General features: G+C 72.1%; 21 protein-coding genes and 1 pseudogene. 16 read left to right on the top strand and 6 right to left on the bottom strand.

Annotated features, from left to right (window positions below; translation table 11 throughout):
* Positions 1–42 precede the first annotated feature (42 nt).
* Positions 43–408, bottom strand: a complete 366-nt coding sequence (locus tag ACFHWS_RS27275) for a helix-turn-helix domain-containing protein (RefSeq protein ID WP_416569441.1) — start codon at positions 406–408, stop codon at positions 43–45.
* Positions 409–425: 17 nt separating this feature from the next.
* Here ACFHWS_RS27275 and tnpA point away from each other — a divergent pair, with 17 nt between their 5' ends.
* Positions 426–842 (top strand): IS200/IS605 family transposase, encoded by a 417-nt coding sequence (gene tnpA / locus ACFHWS_RS27270; protein WP_416569440.1) that lies wholly within the window; start codon positions 426–428, stop codon positions 840–842.
* On the opposite strand, the gene ACFHWS_RS27265 is transcribed toward tnpA, so the two are convergent.
* Positions 839–1,366 (bottom strand): phosphotransferase, encoded by a 528-nt coding sequence (locus ACFHWS_RS27265; protein WP_416555985.1) that lies wholly within the window; start codon positions 1,364–1,366, stop codon positions 839–841. The two genes, tnpA and ACFHWS_RS27265, sit on opposite strands and share 4 nt — an antisense overlap.
* Positions 1,367–1,525: 159 nt before the next feature.
* On the opposite strand from ACFHWS_RS27265, the gene ACFHWS_RS27260 reads away from it, so the two are divergent.
* The 3 genes from ACFHWS_RS27260 to ACFHWS_RS27250 all read left to right on the top strand — a co-directional run bounded on the left by ACFHWS_RS27260 (position 1,526) and on the right by ACFHWS_RS27250 (position 4,021).
* Positions 1,526–1,951 carry an Hsp20/alpha crystallin family protein gene (locus tag ACFHWS_RS27260; protein ID WP_123601561.1) on the top strand — a complete coding sequence of 142 codons (426 nt, stop codon included), beginning with the start codon at positions 1,526–1,528 and terminating at the stop codon, positions 1,949–1,951.
* Positions 1,952–2,064: 113 nt separating this feature from the next.
* Entirely contained in the window at positions 2,065–2,889 is an 825-nt protein-coding gene (locus tag ACFHWS_RS27255) for an SDR family NAD(P)-dependent oxidoreductase (RefSeq protein WP_416569439.1), read from the top strand.
* A gap of 118 nt (positions 2,890–3,007) precedes the next feature.
* On the top strand, positions 3,008–4,021 hold the full coding sequence (locus ACFHWS_RS27250; protein ID WP_416555983.1) for a tyrosine-type recombinase/integrase: 1,014 nt from the start codon (positions 3,008–3,010) through the stop codon (positions 4,019–4,021).
* 22 nt (positions 4,022–4,043) lie between these two features.
* Here the strand turns inward: ACFHWS_RS27250 and ACFHWS_RS27245 are convergent, their stop codons facing one another.
* Complete coding sequence (locus ACFHWS_RS27245) at positions 4,044–5,048, bottom strand: TerC/Alx family metal homeostasis membrane protein (protein WP_416555982.1); 1,005 nt, start codon at positions 5,046–5,048, stop codon at positions 4,044–4,046.
* Positions 5,049–5,317: 269 nt separating this feature from the next.
* Between ACFHWS_RS27245 and ACFHWS_RS27240 the strand changes: the two genes are divergently transcribed.
* A complete protein-coding gene (locus ACFHWS_RS27240; protein ID WP_416569438.1) occupies positions 5,318–6,328 on the top strand; it encodes a reductase in 1,011 nt (336 codons plus the stop codon).
* Here ACFHWS_RS27240 and ACFHWS_RS27235 read toward each other — a convergent pair.
* The gene (locus tag ACFHWS_RS27235) at positions 6,277–6,981 is read right to left on the bottom strand and encodes a thymidine kinase (protein WP_416555991.1); all 705 of its coding nucleotides are present in this window, start codon (positions 6,979–6,981) and stop codon (positions 6,277–6,279) included. The two genes, ACFHWS_RS27240 and ACFHWS_RS27235, sit on opposite strands and share 52 nt — an antisense overlap.
* Positions 6,982–7,138: 157 nt before the next feature.
* Here ACFHWS_RS27235 and ACFHWS_RS27230 point away from each other — a divergent pair, with 157 nt between their 5' ends.
* Together ACFHWS_RS27230 and ACFHWS_RS27225 are read left to right on the top strand one after the other, a co-directional pair.
* The gene (locus ACFHWS_RS27230) at positions 7,139–7,549 is read left to right on the top strand and encodes a hypothetical protein (protein WP_416555980.1); all 411 of its coding nucleotides are present in this window, start codon (positions 7,139–7,141) and stop codon (positions 7,547–7,549) included.
* 57 nt (positions 7,550–7,606) lie between these two features.
* Positions 7,607–10,318, top strand: a complete 2,712-nt coding sequence (locus ACFHWS_RS27225) for an Hsp70 family protein (RefSeq protein ID WP_416569437.1) — start codon at positions 7,607–7,609, stop codon at positions 10,316–10,318.
* Between the two features lie 35 nt (positions 10,319–10,353).
* Here the strand turns inward: ACFHWS_RS27225 and ACFHWS_RS27220 are convergent, their stop codons facing one another.
* The gene (locus ACFHWS_RS27220; RefSeq protein WP_416555978.1) at positions 10,354–11,400 is read right to left on the bottom strand and encodes a S1 family peptidase; all 1,047 of its coding nucleotides are present in this window, start codon (positions 11,398–11,400) and stop codon (positions 10,354–10,356) included.
* Positions 11,401–11,810: 410 nt separating this feature from the next.
* On the opposite strand from ACFHWS_RS27220, the gene ACFHWS_RS27215 reads away from it, so the two are divergent.
* The gene (locus ACFHWS_RS27215) at positions 11,811–12,800 is read left to right on the top strand and encodes a threonine/serine dehydratase (protein WP_416569436.1); all 990 of its coding nucleotides are present in this window, start codon (positions 11,811–11,813) and stop codon (positions 12,798–12,800) included.
* Positions 12,801–12,954: 154 nt separating this feature from the next.
* Here the strand turns inward: ACFHWS_RS27215 and ACFHWS_RS27210 are convergent, their stop codons facing one another.
* Positions 12,955–14,034, bottom strand: a complete 1,080-nt coding sequence (locus tag ACFHWS_RS27210) for a cation diffusion facilitator family transporter (RefSeq protein WP_416569435.1) — start codon at positions 14,032–14,034, stop codon at positions 12,955–12,957.
* Between ACFHWS_RS27210 and ACFHWS_RS27205 the strand changes: the two genes are divergently transcribed.
* The 8 genes and pseudogenes from ACFHWS_RS27205 (at position 14,033) to ACFHWS_RS27170 (ending at position 20,135) form a co-directional block, all read left to right on the top strand.
* The gene (locus tag ACFHWS_RS27205; protein WP_416555975.1) at positions 14,033–14,389 is read left to right on the top strand and encodes an ArsR/SmtB family transcription factor; all 357 of its coding nucleotides are present in this window, start codon (positions 14,033–14,035) and stop codon (positions 14,387–14,389) included. The two genes, ACFHWS_RS27210 and ACFHWS_RS27205, sit on opposite strands and share 2 nt — an antisense overlap.
* Before the next feature lie 75 nt (positions 14,390–14,464).
* Positions 14,465–15,070, top strand: a complete 606-nt coding sequence (locus ACFHWS_RS27200) for a hypothetical protein (RefSeq protein ID WP_416569434.1) — start codon at positions 14,465–14,467, stop codon at positions 15,068–15,070.
* Positions 15,071–15,214: 144 nt separating this feature from the next.
* Positions 15,215–15,475: pseudogene (locus ACFHWS_RS27195) on the top strand (helix-turn-helix domain-containing protein); the annotation flags it as partial.
* Between the two features lie 51 nt (positions 15,476–15,526).
* Positions 15,527–16,126 carry a hypothetical protein gene (locus ACFHWS_RS27190; RefSeq protein WP_416569433.1) on the top strand — a complete coding sequence of 200 codons (600 nt, stop codon included), beginning with the start codon at positions 15,527–15,529 and terminating at the stop codon, positions 16,124–16,126.
* A 457-nt stretch (positions 16,127–16,583) separates the two neighbouring features.
* Entirely contained in the window at positions 16,584–17,261 is a 678-nt protein-coding gene (locus ACFHWS_RS27185) for an adenylate cyclase (RefSeq protein ID WP_416569432.1), read from the top strand.
* 490 nt (positions 17,262–17,751) lie between these two features.
* Positions 17,752–19,239, top strand: a complete 1,488-nt coding sequence (rox, locus tag ACFHWS_RS27180; protein WP_416569442.1) for a rifampin monooxygenase — start codon at positions 17,752–17,754, stop codon at positions 19,237–19,239.
* 39 nt (positions 19,240–19,278) lie between these two features.
* Positions 19,279–19,638, top strand: a complete 360-nt coding sequence (locus ACFHWS_RS27175; RefSeq protein WP_416569431.1) for a hypothetical protein — start codon at positions 19,279–19,281, stop codon at positions 19,636–19,638.
* Positions 19,639–19,661: 23 nt separating this feature from the next.
* Positions 19,662–20,135, top strand: a complete 474-nt coding sequence (locus ACFHWS_RS27170) for a nucleotidyl transferase AbiEii/AbiGii toxin family protein (RefSeq protein WP_416569430.1) — start codon at positions 19,662–19,664, stop codon at positions 20,133–20,135.
* The last annotated feature ends 20 nt before the right edge of the window (positions 20,136–20,155 follow it).

Here is a 20,155-nt window from a genome sequence, read left to right as displayed (position 1 = left end):
TGCCTACTACTTCCAGGTACCCGCATGTCCGGATCTTGGACCCTATTGCCGGTCGCTCTTACGGGACCGGAACCTCGGCGGCGCCACCATGCGGCCCCTGCGCCTGCCCGACACGGAGTGGAAGAAGGTGCGGTACGCGGCGTTCAGGTCCGCGAGGGCCTGCTGCAACACCACCGCCGACACCTCGCCCAGCCACGCCCGCTCCGGAGTCGTCTTGGCCCGCGTGATGACCCGCCTGGACAACTCGGCGTCCGACACGTACGGCAGGCCCTGCTCGCGTGCGGTCTGCCGGAGGCGCAGCCCGTCGTTGAACACCACCCGGGCGCATCCGAACGCCCGGGCCAGCGCGATCTGCTGGCCGGGTGTCGGGTAGACCCGGAACTGGTACCGGAGCTGCACGAACCACACGACATCATCGTTGGTCTATGGCAGAAGTCGAAGGTGTCCGTACCGGCAGGCACTGCGTCTTCGCGACGCATGTCCACTTGGCTTTCGTGACGAAGTTCCGGCACACGGTGTTCGCCGACCGGCACCTGACCCGCATGGAGGCGATCATGCTGGACGTATGCCGCGACTTCGAGGCCGAACTGGTCGAGTTCAACGGCGGCCACAACCACGTCCACCTGCTGGTCGACCACCCACCCAAAGTCGCCGTTTCCCGCCTGGTCAACTCACTCAAGGGCGTCTCGTCGCGCCACCCGCGGCAGGAGTTCCCCGACCTCGCACGCCACTACCACCGGGCCAACAAGCTCTGGTCGGGCTCGTACTTCGCCGGCTCCGTCGGCGGCGCGCCACTGAGCATCGTGAAGCAGTACATCGAGCAGCAGGACCGGCCAGGTTAGAGCACTGCTCGGGCCCTGGCGGCCCTCCCAGCGCGGGCCTTCACCCCCGGGCCTGAAGGCCGGAGCACTGGCCCGCATTCCGGTAGCCGGCGGGCGGCGTCGGGGCGCTGCCAGGCGGGGTCGGCGGTCAGCGGCACGAACGCCTTGGCTGCGTAGGCGAGGTCCCACAGCCGGGTGCCCGGCGCGGCGGTGTCCCAGTCGATGAAGGCCCAGCGGTCGCCGACGACCAGGTTCCAGGGCGCGAGGTCGTGGTGGACGACCAGATCGGTGCCGTCGGGTGGGATGAGCCGCCGCCAGACGGCACCCGGTGGTGGGGTGAAGCTGGCGGCCGCGTCGTGCAGGTCGCGTACGAGGCGGCCGACCCGGCGCAGGGCCGCGTCTGGGCCGAGCAGGTCGAACCGGTCCGGCCAGGGGACCGTTCCGGGCAGGTAGGTCAGCACCTCGCGGCCGGCGGCGTCGACGCCGAGCGGTCGGGGTGCGCCGCCGAACCCGGCGTCGTGCAGGTGGGCGAGGAAGGCGTGCACAGCGGGGGTCCACGCGCCAGCGGGTCCGGTCGACCGGTTTGTCCCGCGTACGGGACGACTTGACGCTCTCAGGGTTGCGCGCTATAGCTATAAGTAAGTTGAGTCTGCGGGGCTCAACTTGAGGGAGTGAGAAGCCCGCGCCCGTGAGGAGGTCCGACAATGTTGATGCGCACCGACCCGTTCCGGGAGATCGACCGGATCGCCGAGCAGTTCTTCGGCACCACCACCCGTCCGGCCGTCATGCACCTGGACGCCTACCGCGACGGCGACTGGTTCTACGCCGCGTTCGACCTGCCCGGCGTCGACCCGGACAGCATCGAGTGCACCGTGGAACGCAACGTCCTGACGGTGCGTGCCCAGCGCCACCGCCCCACCGGCGACAAGGTCGAACTCGTCGCCGCCGAGCGGCCGATGGGCACCTTCACCCGGCAGCTGTTCCTCGGTGACACCCTCGACACCGACAAGCTGGAGGCCGGCTACGAGGCCGGCGTGCTGACCCTGCGGATCCCGGTGGCGGAGCGCGCCAAGCCGCGCCGGGTCTCGATCAGCGTCGGCGACGACGGCCGCCGGCAGCTCAGCAGCTGAAACCCAGCTGACCGAGTCCCCGCCCGGCGCCGGGCGGGGACTCGTCGTGCCCGGCGGGGGGACAAGCCGGAGAACGCCTCGCGCCGGTGTCGTCGGCCGGGCATCCTGGGCAGATGATCGACCCCCGGTTGACCGGGCACGTCGCGATCGTGACCGGCGCGAACCAGGGCATCGGCGCGGCGATCGCGCTCGCCCTGGCCACCCAGGGCGCCGCGGTGCTCGCCGCGTACCTGCGGATGGACCCGTCCCCCTACGCCGACGATCCGTCGTTTCCCGCTCAGTACGGGCGGGTCCGCGCCCAGGACGCCCGCAGTGTCGTCGACCGGATCGTCGCCGCCGGCGGCAAGGCGGTGGCCGTGGAGGCGGACCTGGCGGATCCGGCCACCCCGGCCCGGCTGTTCGACGAGGCGGCGGCCTCGTTCGGCCCGGTCGACATCCTGGTCAACAACGCCAGCGGCTGGCTCAGCGACACGTTCCGGCCGGACAGCCGGGATCGGTTCGGCCGGCCGTTGACCCACGTCGACGCCGGCACCTTCGACCGCCAGTTCGCCGTCGACGCCCGCGCCCCGGCGCTTCTGATCGCCGAGTTCGCCCGCCGGCACCTGGCCCGTAAGGCCAACTGGGGGCGGATCGTCGGGTTGACCTCCGGCGGCCCGCACGGCTTCCCCGAGGAGGTGTCGTACGGGGCGGCCAAGGCCGCGCAGGAGAACTACACCATGTCGGCCGCCGCCGAACTCGCCCCGTACGGGGTCACCGCCAACATGGTGCAGCCGCCGGTCACCGACACCGGCTGGGTGACACCGGAGGTGGAGAAGCAGATCACCGGTTCGAGTCCGCTGAGCCGTATCGCCCGCCCGGAGGACGTCGCGGAGGTCGTCACCCTGCTCGCCTCGCACCAGGCCCGTTACGTGACCGGCCAGATCGTCCGGATGTCCTGACGGCGCCGTACCGCGTGTCGCGGCCGCCCGGGCAGGCGTCAGGGTCAGGTTCAGCGCGGAAAGATCACGTACGGCGTTTCGGCGTCGTCGGCGGCACCGGCTTTGGCATCCTGCTGCGATGCGCCAACGAACCACCCCCGGTCTCGTCCCCCGGCCGGTCGACCGCGGCCTGACCGCCGCCACCGCCCCGGTCGACTTCACCGAGGCGTGGCTGCGCAACCGTCGGCTGTCCGAGCACACCCGGGCCGCCTACCGCCGGGACGTGACGGGCTGGTTGTCGTGGTGTTCCGCGACTGGACTCGACCCGCTGCAGGCGTCGTTCCTGGACGTCAACGCGTACGCCCGGGCGTTGGAGGCCACCGTCGACCAGCGCAGCGGACGGCTGCTGACCCCGGCGACGGTGGCCCGGAAACTGTCCGCCATGTCCAGCTGGTACGCGTTCCTGGTGCGGCTGCGGGCGGTGCCGGCCAACCCGGTGACCGACGCGGACCGGCCGCGGATCGACCGGGACCATTCGGCGACTGTCGGGTTGAGCCCCGACCAGGTCGACGCGTTGTTCGCGGCGGCCCGCGCCGACACCGGGGCGAGCGGTGCGCGCAACCTCGCCGTGCTGGCGTTGCTGGCCGATCTGGGGCTGCGTGTCGGTGAACTGGTCAGCCTGGACGTCGCCGACGTCGGCGACGAGCGGGGGCACCGCAGTGTCCGGTTCGTCGGCAAGGGCGGCCGGGCCCGCCGCCGGGCGCTGGCGCCGGACACCGCGGCGGCGCTCGACGCGTACCTGGCTGGCCGGGCCCGAGCCGCCGGTGTCGCGGCCGATGCGCTCGACGGCCCGCTGCTGGCCACCGCCAGCGGCGCGCGGCTGGACCGGCACGCCGTGTTCCGGCTGGTCCGGCGGCTGGCCCGGGCCGCCGGTCTGCCGGCGTGGGACCGGCTGTCGCCGCACTCGCTGCGGCACGCGTTCGCCACCACCGCCCGCGCCGAAGGGGTGCCACTGGAGGACGTGCAGGACGCGATGGGGCACGCCGACCCACGGACCACCCGCCGGTACGACCGGGACCGGTACAACCTGGATCGGGATCCTGCGTACCGGATCGCGGCGGCGCGGACCGCCCGCGCCGCCGCGTCCGGCTGAGCGTCTCACCCGATCCGGTGGGTCACCGTTGCCGCTGCTGGTCGTCGTGGCCGCGCAGCGAACCGGCGTGGGCGCGAGCGGTCGGGTCGCGGTGGACCTTGACCAGGCTGGCGACGACGGTGACGGTGAGGATCACCAGGATCAGTCCCAGCGACACCGGGGTCTGCACCTCGGGGACCCGGTCGTCGAGGGTGTGGCCCCAGTGCAGCACCAGTTTGACGCCGATCAGCGCGAGCACCAGCGCCAGCCCGGTGGACAGGTAGACCAGCCGGTCCAGCAGACCCTTCACCAGGAAGAACAGTGCCCGCAGCCCGATCAGGGCGAAGGCGTTGGCGACGAAGACGATGTACGGCTGCTGGGTGACACCGAACACGGCGGGGATCGAGTCGAGGGCGAACAGCAGGTCGGTGCTGCCGATCGCGATCAGCACGATGAACAGTGGGGTGACGACACGGCGACCGTCGAGGCGGGTGACGAGCCGCCCGTCGACGTAGTCCGGTGTCACCGGCAGCACCCGCCGGGTGGCGCGGACCAGCACGTTGTCGTCGACCTGCGGGTCCTCGTTGCGGTGCCGGAACAGCTGCACGGCGGTGAAGATCAGCAGAAGGCCGAAGACCAGGAACATGAAGGAGAACAGGTTAAGCAGGGTGGCGCCGGCGGCGATGAAGATCGCCCGCAGGACCAGCGCGGCGATGATGCCGAAGGTGAGCACCTTGTGCTGATGTTCCTCGGGAACAGCGAAGGTGCTGATGATGATGACGAAGACGAACAGGTTGTCGACGGACAGGCTCTTCTCCACCAGGTAGCCGGCGAAGTACTCGGTGCCGTAGTCACCGCCGGCCCAGGCCATGAACACCAGGCCGAACACGACGGCGACCGCGACGTAGAACACCGACCAGGCGACCGCCTCACCGAACCCGACGGCGTGCGGTCGGATCGCCGCGACCGCCAGGTCGAGGGTGAGCAGCGCGATGATGACGACGAGCGTGACGGCCCACACGCCCGGGCCGATCTCCAGCGAACCCATGTCAGAGATCGTGCACCTGTCGGCGGCGTCGCGCGCGCTGACACATGGCATTGGTGGACAATCCGGGACGTTGCGCTACGATGTCCGGCCGCCGGGTGGTGCGCGGCCGCGCAGGCTCGGTTGCTCATGGCCGCCGGTCCGCCCGGGTCGGCCGATGATCGATCCTCCTCGCCACGCACAGCCGTTACTACCCGACGGCAACCTGTGGTGGGTTTCGCTGGCAGCGTGACGGTCTTCCGCGTCGTCGGGCCGGGCGGCACAGTGGTGGTATGCGACTGCTGATGCTGGGCGGCACCGGGTTCGTCGGCCGGTGCGTCGTCGAGGACGCGCTGGCGCGCGGCTGGTCGGTCACCGTGCTGCACCGCGGCCGCCGGCCGGCGCCGGCCGGCGCGCAGGTGCTCGTCGGCGACCGGACGGCCGCCGACGGTTTCGCCGCACTGCGCACCGGTGACTGGGACCTGGCCGTCGACACCTGGGCCGGCGCGCCGTCGGTGGTCCGCGACGCGGCCCGGCTGCTACGCGACCGGGTCGGGCACTACACGTACGTGTCGAGCCGCTCGGTGTACGCGTACCCGCCGCCGGCCGGGCTCGACGAGACCGGGCCGCTGGTCGACGCCGACGCCGACGACGGCGGCGACGTCCCCTACGCCCGCGCCAAACGCGGCGGTGAACTCGCCGCGGTCGCCGCCTTCGGCGACCGGACGCTGCTGGCCCGGGCCGGGCTGATCCTCGGCCCGTACGAGGACGTCGGTCGGCTGCCGTGGTGGCTGCACCGCGTCGCCCGGGGCGGCGACGTGCCCGCCCCCGGGCCGCCCGACCTGCCGCTGCAGTACGTCGACGCCCGGGACCTGGCGGCCTGGCTGCTCGATACGGCCGCCGCCGGTGTCGGCGGGCCGGTCAACGTGGTCAGCCCGCGCGGCCACACCACGATGGGCGAGCTGCTGACCCACTGCGTCGACGTGACCGGGTCGTCCGCCCGGCTGCGCTGGGTCGACCCGGCGGCGGTGGCCGCCGCCGGTGTCGCGCCCTGGACGGAGCTGCCGATCTGGCTGCCCCCGGGTGAGCTGCACGACGCGCTGCACCACGGCGACGTGTCCCGGGCACTGGCCACCGGGCTGCGCTGCCGGCCGGCGGCCGAGACCGTCGCCGACACCTGGGCCTGGCTGGTCGGCGTGGACCACCGTCCGGCGCTGCGGACCGACCTGCCGCCGCTGGGGCTCGACGCGGGTCAGGAGGCCGCGCTGCTCGCCGCCGCCGGACCGGATCCGTCCGTCAGTTGACGGTTCGCCCGGCCGGGGCCGAGGTCGCCGGTGCGGTGGTGCCGGCGGCACAGCACCTGGTACCGCACGTCGGAGTGGTCGACGGTGTCACCGATCACCACCTGCTCGCCGTGGCGGGCCACCACACCGTCGACGACTCGGGCGTTGAGCAGGCCCTGCCGGCCGCACCAGCACAGCACCTCGACCTGGATGCGGCACACCTCGTCGGCGATCTCGAACAGCCGCTGCGCGGCCGGGAACAGCACCGACCGGAAGTCACTGGCCAGCCCGAACGCGAACACGTCGACGTCGTAGCCGTCGACCAGGTCGGCCATCTGTCCGACCTGGTCGACGGTGTAGAAACACGCCTCGTCGCAGATCAGGTAGTCGACCCGAGTGCCGTCCGCCCACCGGCCGCGCACCAGCGCCACCAGGTCCAGGTCGTCGGTGACCTCGATCGCCGAGTGGGCCAGCCCGATCCGGGTGGTTACCTGCGGCCCCATCGACCGGTCGTTGCGGGTCAGCACCAGACCCCGGCGGCCCTGCCGGGCGTGGTTGTGGTCCATCTGCAGGGCCAGCGTCGATTTGCCGCAGTCCATCGGACCCCAGAAGAACTTCAACGCCGCCCCGTGCCGTAGCCGTCCGTCGCCGGCGGCCAGGCAGGCGGTCGCCAACGCGGACTGGTCGCCGCCGCCCGGCCCGGCTGTCCTCGGCTGACTGTCGTCGGTCACGACCGGGCAGCTTACTAGCCGTTTCCGTCGGCACCGGCGGCCCGGGTCGCGTTGTCTGGCCGGGCGGCGATGTCGGACCACTGTGGCAGGATCTGCCGCCATGTTCCCCCGCACCTGGACCCTGACCCACATCGAACGTGTCATCCGTACCGCCTGGTCCGCCGACACCTGCGATCCGACCGACCTGGCGGACTGGCACACCGGCAACCCGGCCCGCGGCCAGTGCGGCGTCACCGCGCTGGTGCTGCACGACCTGCTCGGCGGTGAGCTGCTGGTCGGGCAGGTCAGCGCCGGCGGGCGACGGACCGGCCAGCACTGGTGGAACCGGCTCGGCGTGGTCGAGATCGACCTGACCCGAGACCAGTTCGGCCCGCACGAGCGGATCAGCGGCGGGACGGTCGTCGACCGGCCGGACGGTCCGCCGCGCCGCTGCCGCGAACAGTACGAGACGCTGCGTACCCGGGTGTTGAAGCAGCTTGGTGCCGACACCTCGGTGGCGGCCGGCCGATAGCATCCCCGCCGGCGGCGTACGCACGTCGGCGCCATCCCGGGAGAGGACATCAGGACCGTGAACGGACCGGTACGGCTCGCCGTCGACCTGGGCACCACGCACACCGTCGCGGTGGTCCGCCGTGGCGACGAGCCACCCCGGCCGCTGCTGTTCGACGGCACTCCGCTGCTGGCCTCCGGGGTCTGCGTCGACGCCGCCGGTGGCGTCCACAGCGGACGTGACGCGCAGCGGTTGGCCGCCGGGGAGCCGCACCGGTTCGAGCCGCACCCGAAACGGCGCGTCGACGACGGCTCGGTGCTGCTGGGCGACCGGGAGCTGCCGGTCGCGCAACTGCTGGCGGTGACCCTGCGCCGGGTCGCCGCCGAGGCCGCGACCGCAGGCGTGCATCCGGCCGGCGGCACCGTGCTGACCTGCCCCGCCGACTGGGGTACCCCGCGTCGGGACCTGCTGCGGGCGGCCGCCACGGCCGCCGGGCTGGGCCCGGTGCGCCTGCTCGACGAGCCGATCGCGGCCGCCACCTACTGCGTCCGGGTGCTGGGCCGGCAGGTGCCGCCGGGCGGCACCCTGGCCGTGTTCGACTTCGGCGGCGGCACCCTCGACGTGGCGGTGGTCCGCAACGAGCCTGCGGTGGGCGGGGCCGGCGGGCTGCGGGTGCTGGCCACCGGCGGGCTCGACGACCTCGGTGGGCTCGACGTCGACGAGGCGCTGGTCGCCCACCTCGGTCACCTGGTCGCGGTCCGGGACCCGCAGCTGTGGCAGCGGCTCAGCCGGCCGGTGACCGCCGCCGACCGCCGTGACCGGCTTGCCTTCTGGTCCGAGGTGCGGGCCGCGAAGGAGATGCTGTCGCGGGCCTCGGCGGCACCGGTGACGGTGCCCGGGCGGGACGATCCGATGCATCTGACCCGGGAGGAGCTGGACCGCATCGCCGGGCCGCTGGTCGACCGGGCGGTCGACGAGACCCGCCGGGTGCTGCAGCTGGCCGGGGTCGATCCGGCGCGGCTGGCCGGGCTGCTGCTGGTCGGCGGGGCGAGCCGGATGCCGCTGGTCGCCAGCCGGTTGCACGCCCGGCTCGGGGTAGCCCCGTCGGTGCCGGAGCAGCCGGAGCTGCCGGTGGGGTTCGGTGCGCTGCACCACACGCCGTCGGCGGACGTCGTGGCACCGTCGACCGCCGCCCCGGCCGTGCCGCACCTTGCGCGGCCGGGGCCACCGGTGCCCGGCCCTATCGAACGGGCGGCTGGCGGCGATCTGCCGTCGCCGCCGGCACGTCGGCGCCGTCGCGGCCGGGCGGTCACGGCGGTCGCCGCAGCCGTGGCGGTGACGCTTGCCGTCGGGATCGGCCTGACCGACGGCTGGCTGCTCGACCGGATCACCGGCGGCGACGACGGCGGCGACCCGGTCGGGACCAACCTGATCGGCGGCCTGCTCGGTCGCGACGACGACGGCGGGACCGGGGACACCGCAGGCGGCCTGACCGAGGTCCACCAGGTGACGCTGCCCGCCGGCACCGGCGGGTCGACGGTCACCCTCGCCGGTGACCTCGCCGTGTACGCGGCGGTCGCCGTCGGCGGCACCACCGTCACCGCGGTACCGGCCGGCGGCGGCGACCCGGCCTGGACCGCGACGGTGGACGTCGAACCGACGGAGGTGCGGCTCACCGCCGTCGGTGGGCTGCTCGTCGTCGACGCCGTCGACTCGGCGACCGACGGCGGCGACGACATGCGGGTCGTGCTCGACGCCGCCGACGGCACGGTGCGGTGGAAACGCAGCTGGCAGGACCGTACCGACGTGGTCCGGCTGGGCACCGACGTGATCGTCGAGATCAAGGACGGCATCTTCGACAACGCGGTCGCCCGGGTCGACCTGACCACCGGGGAGCAGCGGTGGCGACGTGAGGCCCCCGACGACGACCTGCTGGTTCTCGACGCGTCGCGGATCCGGGCGGCGACCCGGTGGACCGGCGCGGTCCCCGTCGAGGACGCCGGTGTGCTGCCGGCCTCCGGGTACGGGCTGCGGGACAACCGGCACGCCGAGCCGGGCCGCGTCGTCGAGTTGAGTGAGGGCAGCGGCCGGGGGTTCGTGCTGGACACCGGCGACGGCGACCCGGTCGCCAGCGGCGACCTGCCGTTGGACCACGACGCGTGGACCGTCTACGAAGGGCTCGCGATCGGCCGGCTGTCCGACACCGCGTCGCCGGGACGGGCCGTGCTGGCCGCGTACGACCTCGACGGGTTCACCCGCGCGTGGGACGTGCCGCTGCCGGCCGGTGACACCATCGAACTGGTCAAGCCGTGCGGGGAGCGACTGGTGTGCGCGGCGGTCGAGGGCGGCACGTACCGCACGATCGCCGTCGACATCGGCACCGGCGACGAGAAGTGGAACCGCACAAGCGAGTTCGGATTCGAGGACAACTGGTACGCGGTGCCGGGTGGGCTCGTCTTCGGTGACCAGACGTTCGGCACGGTCGACGACTTCTGCCTGCTCGACGAGGACGGTGGGGAGATCACCGCCGCCGAAGACACCCGGTCGGCGGCGGCGGTGGCCGACGGCCGGGTGGTGGTGCTGGGCCACCGGATCGACACGGCGTCGAGGACCGCTGTGCCGCAGGTGTCGGTGTGGGACGCGGCGACCGGTCGACGGACCGCGCCGGTCGATGTCGGCACCGACCTGGTGGACAGCCGGGCGACGCACGCGGTGGTCAGCGGCGACACCGTCGCGGTGGTCACCGCCGACCATCAGGTGCGGGTGCTGTCCGTGACCGGGACCGGCTGAGTGGGCGGCCGTCGGGCCGCCCACTCAGGGCACGGTCAGTAGACGTTGACCCCGTACACCGACAGCGCCTCGGCCACCGGCTGGTGGTAGGCGCGGCACTCGGCCCGGTTGCTGCCCGAGTGCAGACCCAGCGCGGTGGTGCCGGCGAACACCGCGCCGCCACTGTCGCCCTTGTCCGCGCACAGGCTGGTCTGGAACAGCCCGGTCACCGGACCTGCCGAGTAGTTGACGGTGACGTTGACCGCGACGACCGGGCCGGTGGTGACCCCGGTGGTGCTGCCGCTCTTGCTGACCGTCTGCCCCACGTACGGGTTACCGGCGCCGGTGATGTCCCGCAACGTCCCGTCGTACAGGTTGACCGCCCCGGGCCGGTTGACGGTGGTGTCGACCCAGCGAACCAGGCCGAAGTCGTCACCGGGGAAGTTGCTGGCCACCGTGGTGCCGGCGGCGGCGACCCCGTCGACCATCCACTGCGTCCGCGACTCGGTGCAGTGCCCGGCGGTGAGGAAACCCGGCCGGCCGGCGCTGTCGTACACGTTGAACCCGAGCGAGCAGCGGCCGTTGGAGTAGATCGGGTCGCCGCCGGCGGCGGTGGTCTCCACCGTGCCGGCGACGCGTTCGACGCGGACCGCGTCGCCGAAGCGGGCCGCGACCGCCTCGACCAGCGCCAGCCGGGTGTCGGTGACGGTCGCGTCGACCGAGACCACGACCTGGTTGCTGACCGGGTCGGCGTACCAACTGGTCCCTGGCACAGCCGCCGACCGCGACAGAGCACCGGTGACCCGGGCCAGGTCGCCGGAACCCCGATCGACGGTCCGGGCCACCCCACCCGCGGCCCGCACCACCCGGGCGGCCGTCTCATCGGTCACGGTCACGACCAGGTCACCGGTGACCTCGTCCCGGTACGCCCCGGCGGACCGGTCACCCAGCCGGTCGGCCAGCGCCAGGGCGGCCTCACCGCCGAGTTCGGGGGCGGGCCCGGCGGCAGCGGCCGCCGGACTGGCCAGCAGGCCACCGACCAGTACGGCGGCGGCAGCCAACGCGGAGCCGATCTGTCTGATCGGCGTGGATATATCCCTCACACAGTCCTCCTGCGATCTGGTGAACGTGAGATGTCCGGTCAGGACGGCGATCATCATCGCCGCTGGCGGCGGCGCTGAACACCGTGCCATTGCCCATTTGTGGGCGACTTCCGGCCACGTGCTTGACGCTGACCGGTGCCGCGTCCCCGGGCCGTGGCGAGTGGACCTGCCACAATGGCGACATGGCGCGACCGGACCGGGACTCGTTGTTCGCCGCCGGGCGGCAGTTGAACATCGGACAGCGGCGGACCCGACTACCGGTCCCGCCTGGCCGGGCACGTCCCGCTGCTCGGCTCGACGGCGCTGTTGACCGCCGCCGTGGTGCTGAACGAGGTGGCTCGGCGCGGGTGAACGGGTCGCCGTACCGGTGGGCATACTGGTAGCGCTGCTGACCAGCGCACCCGGAGGGCATGATGATCATTGACGTCGCGCAGATTGAGGCGGCGGCGCGGCGGATCGCCGACCATGTGGTGCGGACGCCGACGGTGCCCAGCCCCGGCCTGTCCGGGCTGCTCGGCGTACCGGTGACGGCGAAGCTGGAGCTGCTGCAGCGGACCGGGTCGTTCAAGGCGCGGGGCGCGGCGGCGAAGCTGCTGACCCTCGACGACGGGCAGCGGGCGGCCGGCGTGGTGGCGGTCAGCGGCGGTAACCACGGCATCGCGGTGGCGGTGATGGCGCAGGCCCTGGACGTGAAGGCGACGGTGGTGATGCCGCGTTCCGCGCCGGAGCGGGCGGTGGAGGTCGCCACCGCCGCCGGGGCGACGGTGCGGGTGGTCGACACCATGGACGAGGCGTTCGACCTGACGGCGCGGTTGCGGGCCGACGGGCTGGCGATGGTGCATCCCTTCGACGACCCGGTGGTGGTCGCCGGGCAGGGCACCGTCGGTCTGGAGTTGGCGGCTGACGCGTTCGCCGACGACCGCACGGCGCCGACGGACGTGCTGGTCAGCGTCGGCGGCGGCGCGTTGATCTCCGGGGTGGCCGCCGCGCTGCGGGCCCGCCGGCCCGGCGTCCGGGTCTGGGGGGTGGAGACCGACGGCGCGTCGGCGATGGCGCAGGCCTGCGGGCACGGCGGCCCCGTGCCGGTGAAACTGTCGTCGATTGTGTCGACGTTGAGCGCGCCGACGGTGTCGCAGCTGACCTACGACCATGTCACCGAACTGGTCACCGACGTGCTGGTGGTGTCGGACACGGAGGCGGTGCGTGGCAGCCTGGACCTGGCCGAGCACGCCAAGGTGTGGGCGGAGCCGGCGGCCGGGTGCCTGCTGCCGGCCGCCCGCCGGGTGGTCGAGCGGGTCGGCCCGGACGTCCGGCTCGGCCTGGTGGTCTGCGGCGGCAATGTCACCGTCGCCGACCTGGCCGGGTGGGCCCGCCGGTTCAACCTGATGGGGCTGATCTGACGGGCCGGGCACGTCACCGGCGCACTGGCACCGGAGTCAGTACACCCGGGCGTTGCACACCGTGAGTACCTCGGTCACCGGCTGGTGAAAGGCGATGCACGCGCCGACCACTCCACCCGAGTGCAAGCCCAGGGCTGTGACCGGCTGCCATCTTCTACCGCAGCGTCGCGGCCCGACGGCGGTGCGACAACGTGACGTGGTGGTGCGCCCCGGCGTGCCCGGCCGGGTCGGTGTGCACGGTCGCCGACACCAGCCGGGGTACGGCGTGGGTGAGCTGGTGTTCGGCGTCCGCGGCCACCTCGTGCGCGGCGAGCAGGCTCAGGTCGGCGTCGACGACGAGGTCGGCTTCGGCGTGCAGCCGGTGGCCGATCCAGCGCAGCCGTACCGCTGTCACGTCGCGGACGCCGGGCACCGCGCGCAGGGTCGTTTCGGCGTTGTCGACCAGGGCCGGGTCGACGGCGTCCATCAGCCGCCGGTACACCTCGCGGGCGGCGTCACGCAGCACGTACCCGATCGCGACGGTGATGGCGAGGCCGACCAGCGGGTCGGCCCACTGCCAGCCGGCCGCCGCGCCCCCGGCGGCGGCGACGACGGCCAGCGAGGTGAATCCGTCGGTACGGGCGTGCAGCCCGTCGGCGACCAGCGCGGCCGAGCCGATGCGCCGGCCGACCCGGATCCGGTAGCGGGCGACGATCTCGTTGCCGGCGAAGCCGACGACCCCGGCAGCGGCCACCCACGGCACGTGGGTCATCGACGCCGGGTGGATCAGCCGGTCGACGGCGGTCCAGCCCGCGGCGATTGCCGAGCCGGCGATGACGACCACGATGACGACGCCGGCGAGGTCCTCGGCGCGGCCGAACCCGTAGGTGTAGGCGCGGGTGGCGGCGCGCCGGCCGATCAGGAACGCGATCGCCAGGGGTACGGCGGTGAGCGCGTCGGTGACGTTGTGCAGGGTGTCGCCGAGCAGCGCCACCGAGCCGCTGGCGGCGACGATGACGGCCTGGGCGGCGGCGGTGGCGGCGAGGACCGCCAGGGAGATCCACAGGGCGCGGAGTCCGTCGCGGGACGCTTCGAGGGAGTCGTCGACCTTGGCGGCGGTGTCGTGGGTGTGCGGGGTGAGCCGGTGCAGCGCCCGTCGCCACCAGGCCCGCCGCGCCGGATGCCGGTGACCGTGCGGGTGGTGGTCGTGACGGTGGTGGTCGTGGTCCATGGCGATGGCAGAATACGTGCTCATGTACGCACGCGACAACGCTGCAGGTGCCACGGATGGGCAGCAGCAACCGACCGGCGCGCAGGTCGACACGGCGGTGACCGCGTTGAAGATGCTGGCCGACCCGACCCGGCTACGCCTGCTGTGGCAGCTGCGCGACGGCGAACACGACGTCGGCACCCTCGCGGCGGCGGTCGGCGCCGCCCGCCCCGCCGTGTCGCAGCACCTGGCGAAACTGCTGCTCGCCGGCCTGGTCGCCAGCCGCCGTGACGGCCGCCGGGTGCTCTACCGGGCACGCGGCGGCCACGTCCGCCGCCTGGTCACCGAGGCCCTGTACGCCGCCGACCATCACCTGACCGGAGCCCCCGACCACGACTGATCCCACATTGCCGGCTGGCCCGGCCGGCTAGAACGAGTGTCGGCCGACGTCGACGGCTGACTAGCATCACCGGCCGTGGACGACAGACGGTGGCGGGATCCGCAGTGGTTGGCCTGGGTGCGGGACTGGACCGACGGCCGGCTCGACGTGGTGCAGCTCGACCTGGCCGACGACGTCGACGACCTGCTCGCCCTCGGCGTGCCCGACCGGCGGCTGGCCACCCTGCCGCAGGCGTACGCACGGATCGTCGGCGCCGATCGACGGTTCCGCGACGCGGCGCCGATGGTGGCCGACCTGTGCGCCGAGCTGGCGCAGTACGGGCTGCCGGAGCTGCTGCAGCACGACGACCTGCACGACGCGCAGGTCTTCGTCCGCGACGGCCGCCATCTCATCATGGACTGGGGCGACGCCTGCGTGTCGCATCCGTTCCTCACCCTGTCGGTCACCCTCGAAGGTGGGCTGGCGTGGGGGCTCGACGACGTGCGGGACTCGGTCGACACCGCGCCGTTGCGGGACGCCTACCTGGTGCCGTACGCCGAACGGTTCACCGGCGACCTGGTGGCCGCGACCCGGGTGGCATCGCGCCTGGGCTGGGTGTGCCGCGCGGTCAACGGGCACCTGCCCGGCGACGACAAGCAGACCCTGACCCGGCTGCGGATGTTCCTCGACGGCCGACCGTAGCCGCGCCAGGGACACCACAGAGCCTCTTCCAACCTGATCTTGCAGGTCAGAGCGGGCGCAGCGCGCCCGGAGAGCGATGAGGGCGAGGCTCCAGGTACGACAGCAGTCGACCAAGATCCGATGCCCCGACCGGGAGCCTCGCCCGTGCTGTCTTACCCCTCCACGATCCCGCTGTCCAGCCGCACCCTCAACCACCTCACCGACCTCATCCGAGCCCACCGCAACCAGCATCGATCCCGCTGGCGGCGCCTCGACCCCGGCCGCCAGGCACTACTCGCCCTGGCCCACCTACGCAACGGCGACACCCACACCCGGCTCGCCGCCGGGTTCGCCGTCGGCGTCGCCACCGCCTGGCGGTACGTGCAGGAAGCGATCGCGCTGCTCGCCGCAGTCGCCGAGGACCTGGAGAAGATCGACATCTAGGTTCTGGAGCTGCGGCTCTCCGGCAATGGCGTGGTGGGCGGCATCATCCCGATGGATGGCGTGACCGCCAAGGACCAGGCAAACTGGGCCGAGCTCGCGTTTCAGCGACGGTTCAATCGTCGCCCGGTGGTGTCCGCACTGGTCGTCCGGGCGTCGACATCCTCGACCGAGATCGAGAGGTTGCAGAGCGTGATGGCTGCGGCGTCACCTGCGGTCACCACCACCGCGCCGGCAGTGGTGTCGAGAAGGTTTTCGGTTAAGCGTGCACGCGACACCGTACAACCTCTCGACGGTTCCATCGATGAGCACTGCCCATCAATATGGGAAGGCGACACCTACCGTACCGTTTACCCACCGGTACAGGAAGAACTTCGAGCTTATGACTACTGGTTCGTCTACGAAAGCGCCTACAGCGCGCAACCTTCGACTTTTCCGAGTGATTGGGGAATGGAACTCGGCATAACAACGTGGAACGACGATCTTCCTGGCTGGGTCGTCCGCCCGTTTTGCCCGCCCGGCTTTGGTGACTCCGATTGGGACTTCTGGTCCGGCACCTACGAGATGGGTGGCATTTGGGGGGGCGAACGTCCCGGAATCCTCTGCTCCCTACGCCGACTACAACATCGCAAGTGATGGTTGCGACGAGAACGGAGTCGAGATCGGAATCGGTTTCCCGCGCCAACTGGCCCAGGACACACTGTACCTGGCGTTCGCCGAGCTGTATCCTGGCAACGAAAGCTCTTCGCGGATGGCCGCGTCCGTAAGCATGAAGAGTAACGACTGCAACAATCTTGGACTATCCCCGCAGACCGATTGCATGGGACTGAACACCGATCGAGATCCTCCAGTTGGGTTCGACGGCAGCGCCCTGCTGGTCAACTCAAGTCGCAACTGGACAGTGCCGGCCTGCTTCCTGATGGGAGAGGAATTCACCAATCCGATTCGCTACGCTCCGGGAGTAAGTGGCTGTCCAACCGTGGTCTACTACTGACGCCTACGCTGATAGTGCCGGCCCAGGTAGTCTGACCGTCACCGGTTTCATGGCTGCCTGGGCGCACGGGCCATTGTCGGTCTCAGGGAGATGATCAGGATGTCGCAGCAGAGTCCTCGGCGCCGATTCGGCGGGGAACAGCTGTTCATCTGGTACCTCGCGACCGCAGCCGCCGCTGCGGTGGTCGGCGTGGTCGCCGGCGGAGTCGGCCTGCTGGTGCTGTCCGCGTTGCGAATCGGGTGTCGTCCCACCGGTGGGGACGTACTGCCCAGCGGCGAGCTGCAGTGCCCCGACGGCACCGGCAAGGTACTCCCGGCGTTGGTGTTCGCGGGTCTCGGCTGCGTCGTCGTCCTGGCGGTGGCGGCGGAGCTGCTCAGCCGGCGGGGCGACGCCTCCACGGTTGCCCGCGTGGCCCGGCACGGCTTGTGGCTGGCCGCCTGGGTGGTGGCGCTGCCCGGCCTGGCGTGGGTCAGCGTGGTGTCCACGTCGGCGGCGACACGACAGGCCTTCTGGGGTGTCGTGGTGGGCGTCTGCGCGGCGATCGCCTTCGTCGCGATTCCGCTGGTCACGTCCTACGTCCGTCCGGCGTACGCGACAGTGGTGCTGGCGGCGTGTCTGGCGGTGCCGGCCACCGCCGTGCTGGTCGGCTTGTGGTTGCCGCTGCTCGTACCGCTCGCCCTGCCGGTGACCGCCATCTGGCTGGTGGCGTTGTGGCTGTCACGGGCGGCCCATCGGATCGGCGTGACAGCTGCGGCGAGCCAGGTGAGCGGCCCGTAGGCCGGTCACGGGCCGGATTGCCCGCTACCCCGAGAGGGTGAGACGCAGCGAGACCGACGGGCGCAGCCAGGCATGGTGCATGCCAGGCCCGGCCGCCGCGCGGTCGTCGCCGCTGATCTCTCCGAGCTGCGCGGACCGGTCAGCGGGATCGTCGAGCTGCCGCACCGGCTGCACTGGCAGCCGGACCGCCGGGTCGACCTCTCGGCAATCCCGCGCTGCTGCGGTGGATGTACGAGACCGGCACCAACACCAGGTGGTACGGCTGCAGCCGGTGCGGTTCGACCGGCACCGCCAGCCGGTGATGACGCGGATCGGTCCAGCCAGGGGACCAGATCGATGTCGAGCGGGTGTCGGGTCGCCACGACGTTGCCGCCGTGGCGACCCGGCCGATTCGTCGTCAGTCGGCGTGGGCGCGCAGCGCGGCGATGAACCATTCCGTCGCCGGCACCTGCGGTGGGGCGGCCAGCCAGCCGTTGAGGACGCCCAGCAGCTGCCAGTAACGCTCCATCAGCCCGTTCCTCGACGGCCGACCGGGGTGATGCTGGCCAGCGAGTTGCGGCTGCACGGCGTGTCCGTACTCGTCGTGGAGAAGGACGCGGAGCCGACCAGCCACGTCCGGGCGGGCGGCCTGCATGTGCGCAGCATCGAGATCATGGACCAGCGTGGCCTGCTGGACCGGTTCCTCGCGTACGGCCAGCGGTATCCGTTCGGCGGTTTCGCCGGCATCGACAAACCCGTGCCGGACCGGCTGGACACCGCGCACGGGTACGTGCTCGCCATCCCGCAACCCGTCACCGACCGCCTGCTGACCGAACGCGCCGCCGAACTCGGTGCCGAGATCCGGCGCGGCTGCGAACTGGTCGGCCTGCGCCAGGACGACGTTCAGGTGACCGCTGAGCTGGCAGACGGGACCTGGCAGCGTTCGCGCTACCTCATCGGCTGCGACGGCGGCCGCAGCACGGTGCGCAACCTGCTCGGTGTCGCCTTTCCCGGCGAACCGACCCGGGTCGACACCCTGCTGGGCGAGATGAGGGTGGCCGTACCGGCGGAGACCGTCGCCGCCGTGGTCGCCGAGGTCCGCGCCAGCGAGAAACGGTTCGGGGCGGCGCCGCTGGGCGACGGCGTGTACCGGCTGGGGGTGCCCGCCGCAGGGGTGGCCGCCGACCGTAGCGTCGCACCGAACATCGAGGAGTTCACCCGGCAACTGCGGGTGACCGCCGGAACCGACTTCGGCGTGCACTCACCGCGCCGGCTGTCCCGGTTCGGTGACGCCACCCGGCTGGCGCAGCGCTACCGGGTCGGCCGGGTCCTGCTGGCCGGCGACGCCGCGCACATCCACCCGCCGCTCGGCGACCAGGGCCTCAACCTCGGCATCCAGGACGCGGTCAACCTCGGCTGGAAACTCGCGGCCGTGGTCGCCGGCTGGGCACCCGACGGGCTGCTCGACAGCTACCACACCGAACGGCATCCGGTGGCGGCCGCCGTGCTGGACAACACCCGGGCGCAGATGGAGCTGCTGTCCACCGAGCCGGGCCCGCAGGCGGTGCGCCGGCTACTCGCGGAGCTGATGGACATCGAGGAGGTCAGCCGCCGCCTGATCGAGAAGGTCACTGCCATCGGGATCCGCTACGGCGTCGGCGGCGAGGACGGGGACGGCGGTGGCGGTTTGACCCATGACCTGCTCGGCCGGCGGCTGCGCGACGTAGCGCTGACCGGCGGCCGCCGCCTGTACGAGCTGACGCGTGGCGGCCGTGGGCTGCTGCTCGACCAGACCGGCCGGTTGTCGGTCACCGGCTGGGTGGACCGGGTCGACCACGTCGTCGACGCCAGCGACGACCTGGACGTAGCCGCCGTCCTGCTGCGTCCCGACGGCCATGTGGCCTGGGTCGGCGACGACCAGCAGGATCTGCTGCATCACCTGCCGCGCTGGTTCGGCGTAGCCGACAACCGGCTCAGGCCCGCCGCGTCGACACCGTAGGGCCAGCTCGCGGCGGGATCGCCCGCTACCCTGGATGACGTGAGACGCAGCGAAGCCGAGGGTGGCATCGTGCCGTACCTGGCTCGGCCGGGTCGTCGCGCGGCAGTCGTTGCTGAACTCGCGCAGCTGCACGGACCAGTCAGTGGCGTCGTCGAGTTGCCGCATCGGCTGCACTGGCAGCCCGACCGCCGGGTCAATCTCGACAACCCCGCACTGCTGCGGTGGATGTACGAAACCGTCCTGGTCGAGGCGGTCACCCCGGTCGAGCTGGTCACCTGGCTCCACGGCCCGACGCTGGTCCGGCTCTGGCCGGACCTGTGGGTTCCACGTGGCGTCAGACAGGCCTGGGAGCAACGGCACCCTCAGCTGCGCAGCGCCCACCAGCCCGCCGCCGCGTGACATCAGAGGAGTTCCAGGCCGAGGTGGCACGGCTGGCGCTCGCCGTGGCCCAGCGACACGGCTTCGCGTTAGCAGGCGGACACGCGCTGATCGCATACGGCGTGGTGGACCGGCCGACCGAAGACGTCGACCTGTTCACGGACCAGTCCGGTGGGGTCACCGCGGCTGCCGACCTGGTGATGTCGACCCTGAGTCGTGCTGGACTGCACGTCGAGGCGGTCACGGATTCAGCCGACCTCGGCGACGTCTTCGACGGTTTCGAGCATGATCTCGTCGAGTGCGAGGTGCGTCGCGGAGACCAGACGGTGCGGCTGCAGATGGTGCGGTTCGACCGGCACCACCAGCCGGTCATGATGCAGATCGGGCCGGTGCTGCACCTTGATGACGTGGTTGCCTCAAAGGTGGTAGCACTCGCTACCCGGGCTGCCCCTCGCGATTACATCGATACTGCCGCTGCCCTAGGGCGTGTATCAAAGTCGGTCACAGCCACTCGTTGATCGCCGCGACCTGCACGGTC

This window comes from Micromonospora sp. LOL_013 (assembly GCF_048060315.1).
In the GTDB taxonomy this organism is placed as follows: domain Bacteria; phylum Actinomycetota; class Actinomycetes; order Mycobacteriales; family Micromonosporaceae; genus Micromonospora_E.
This window is presented reverse-complemented; position numbering and strand designations above follow the sequence as displayed.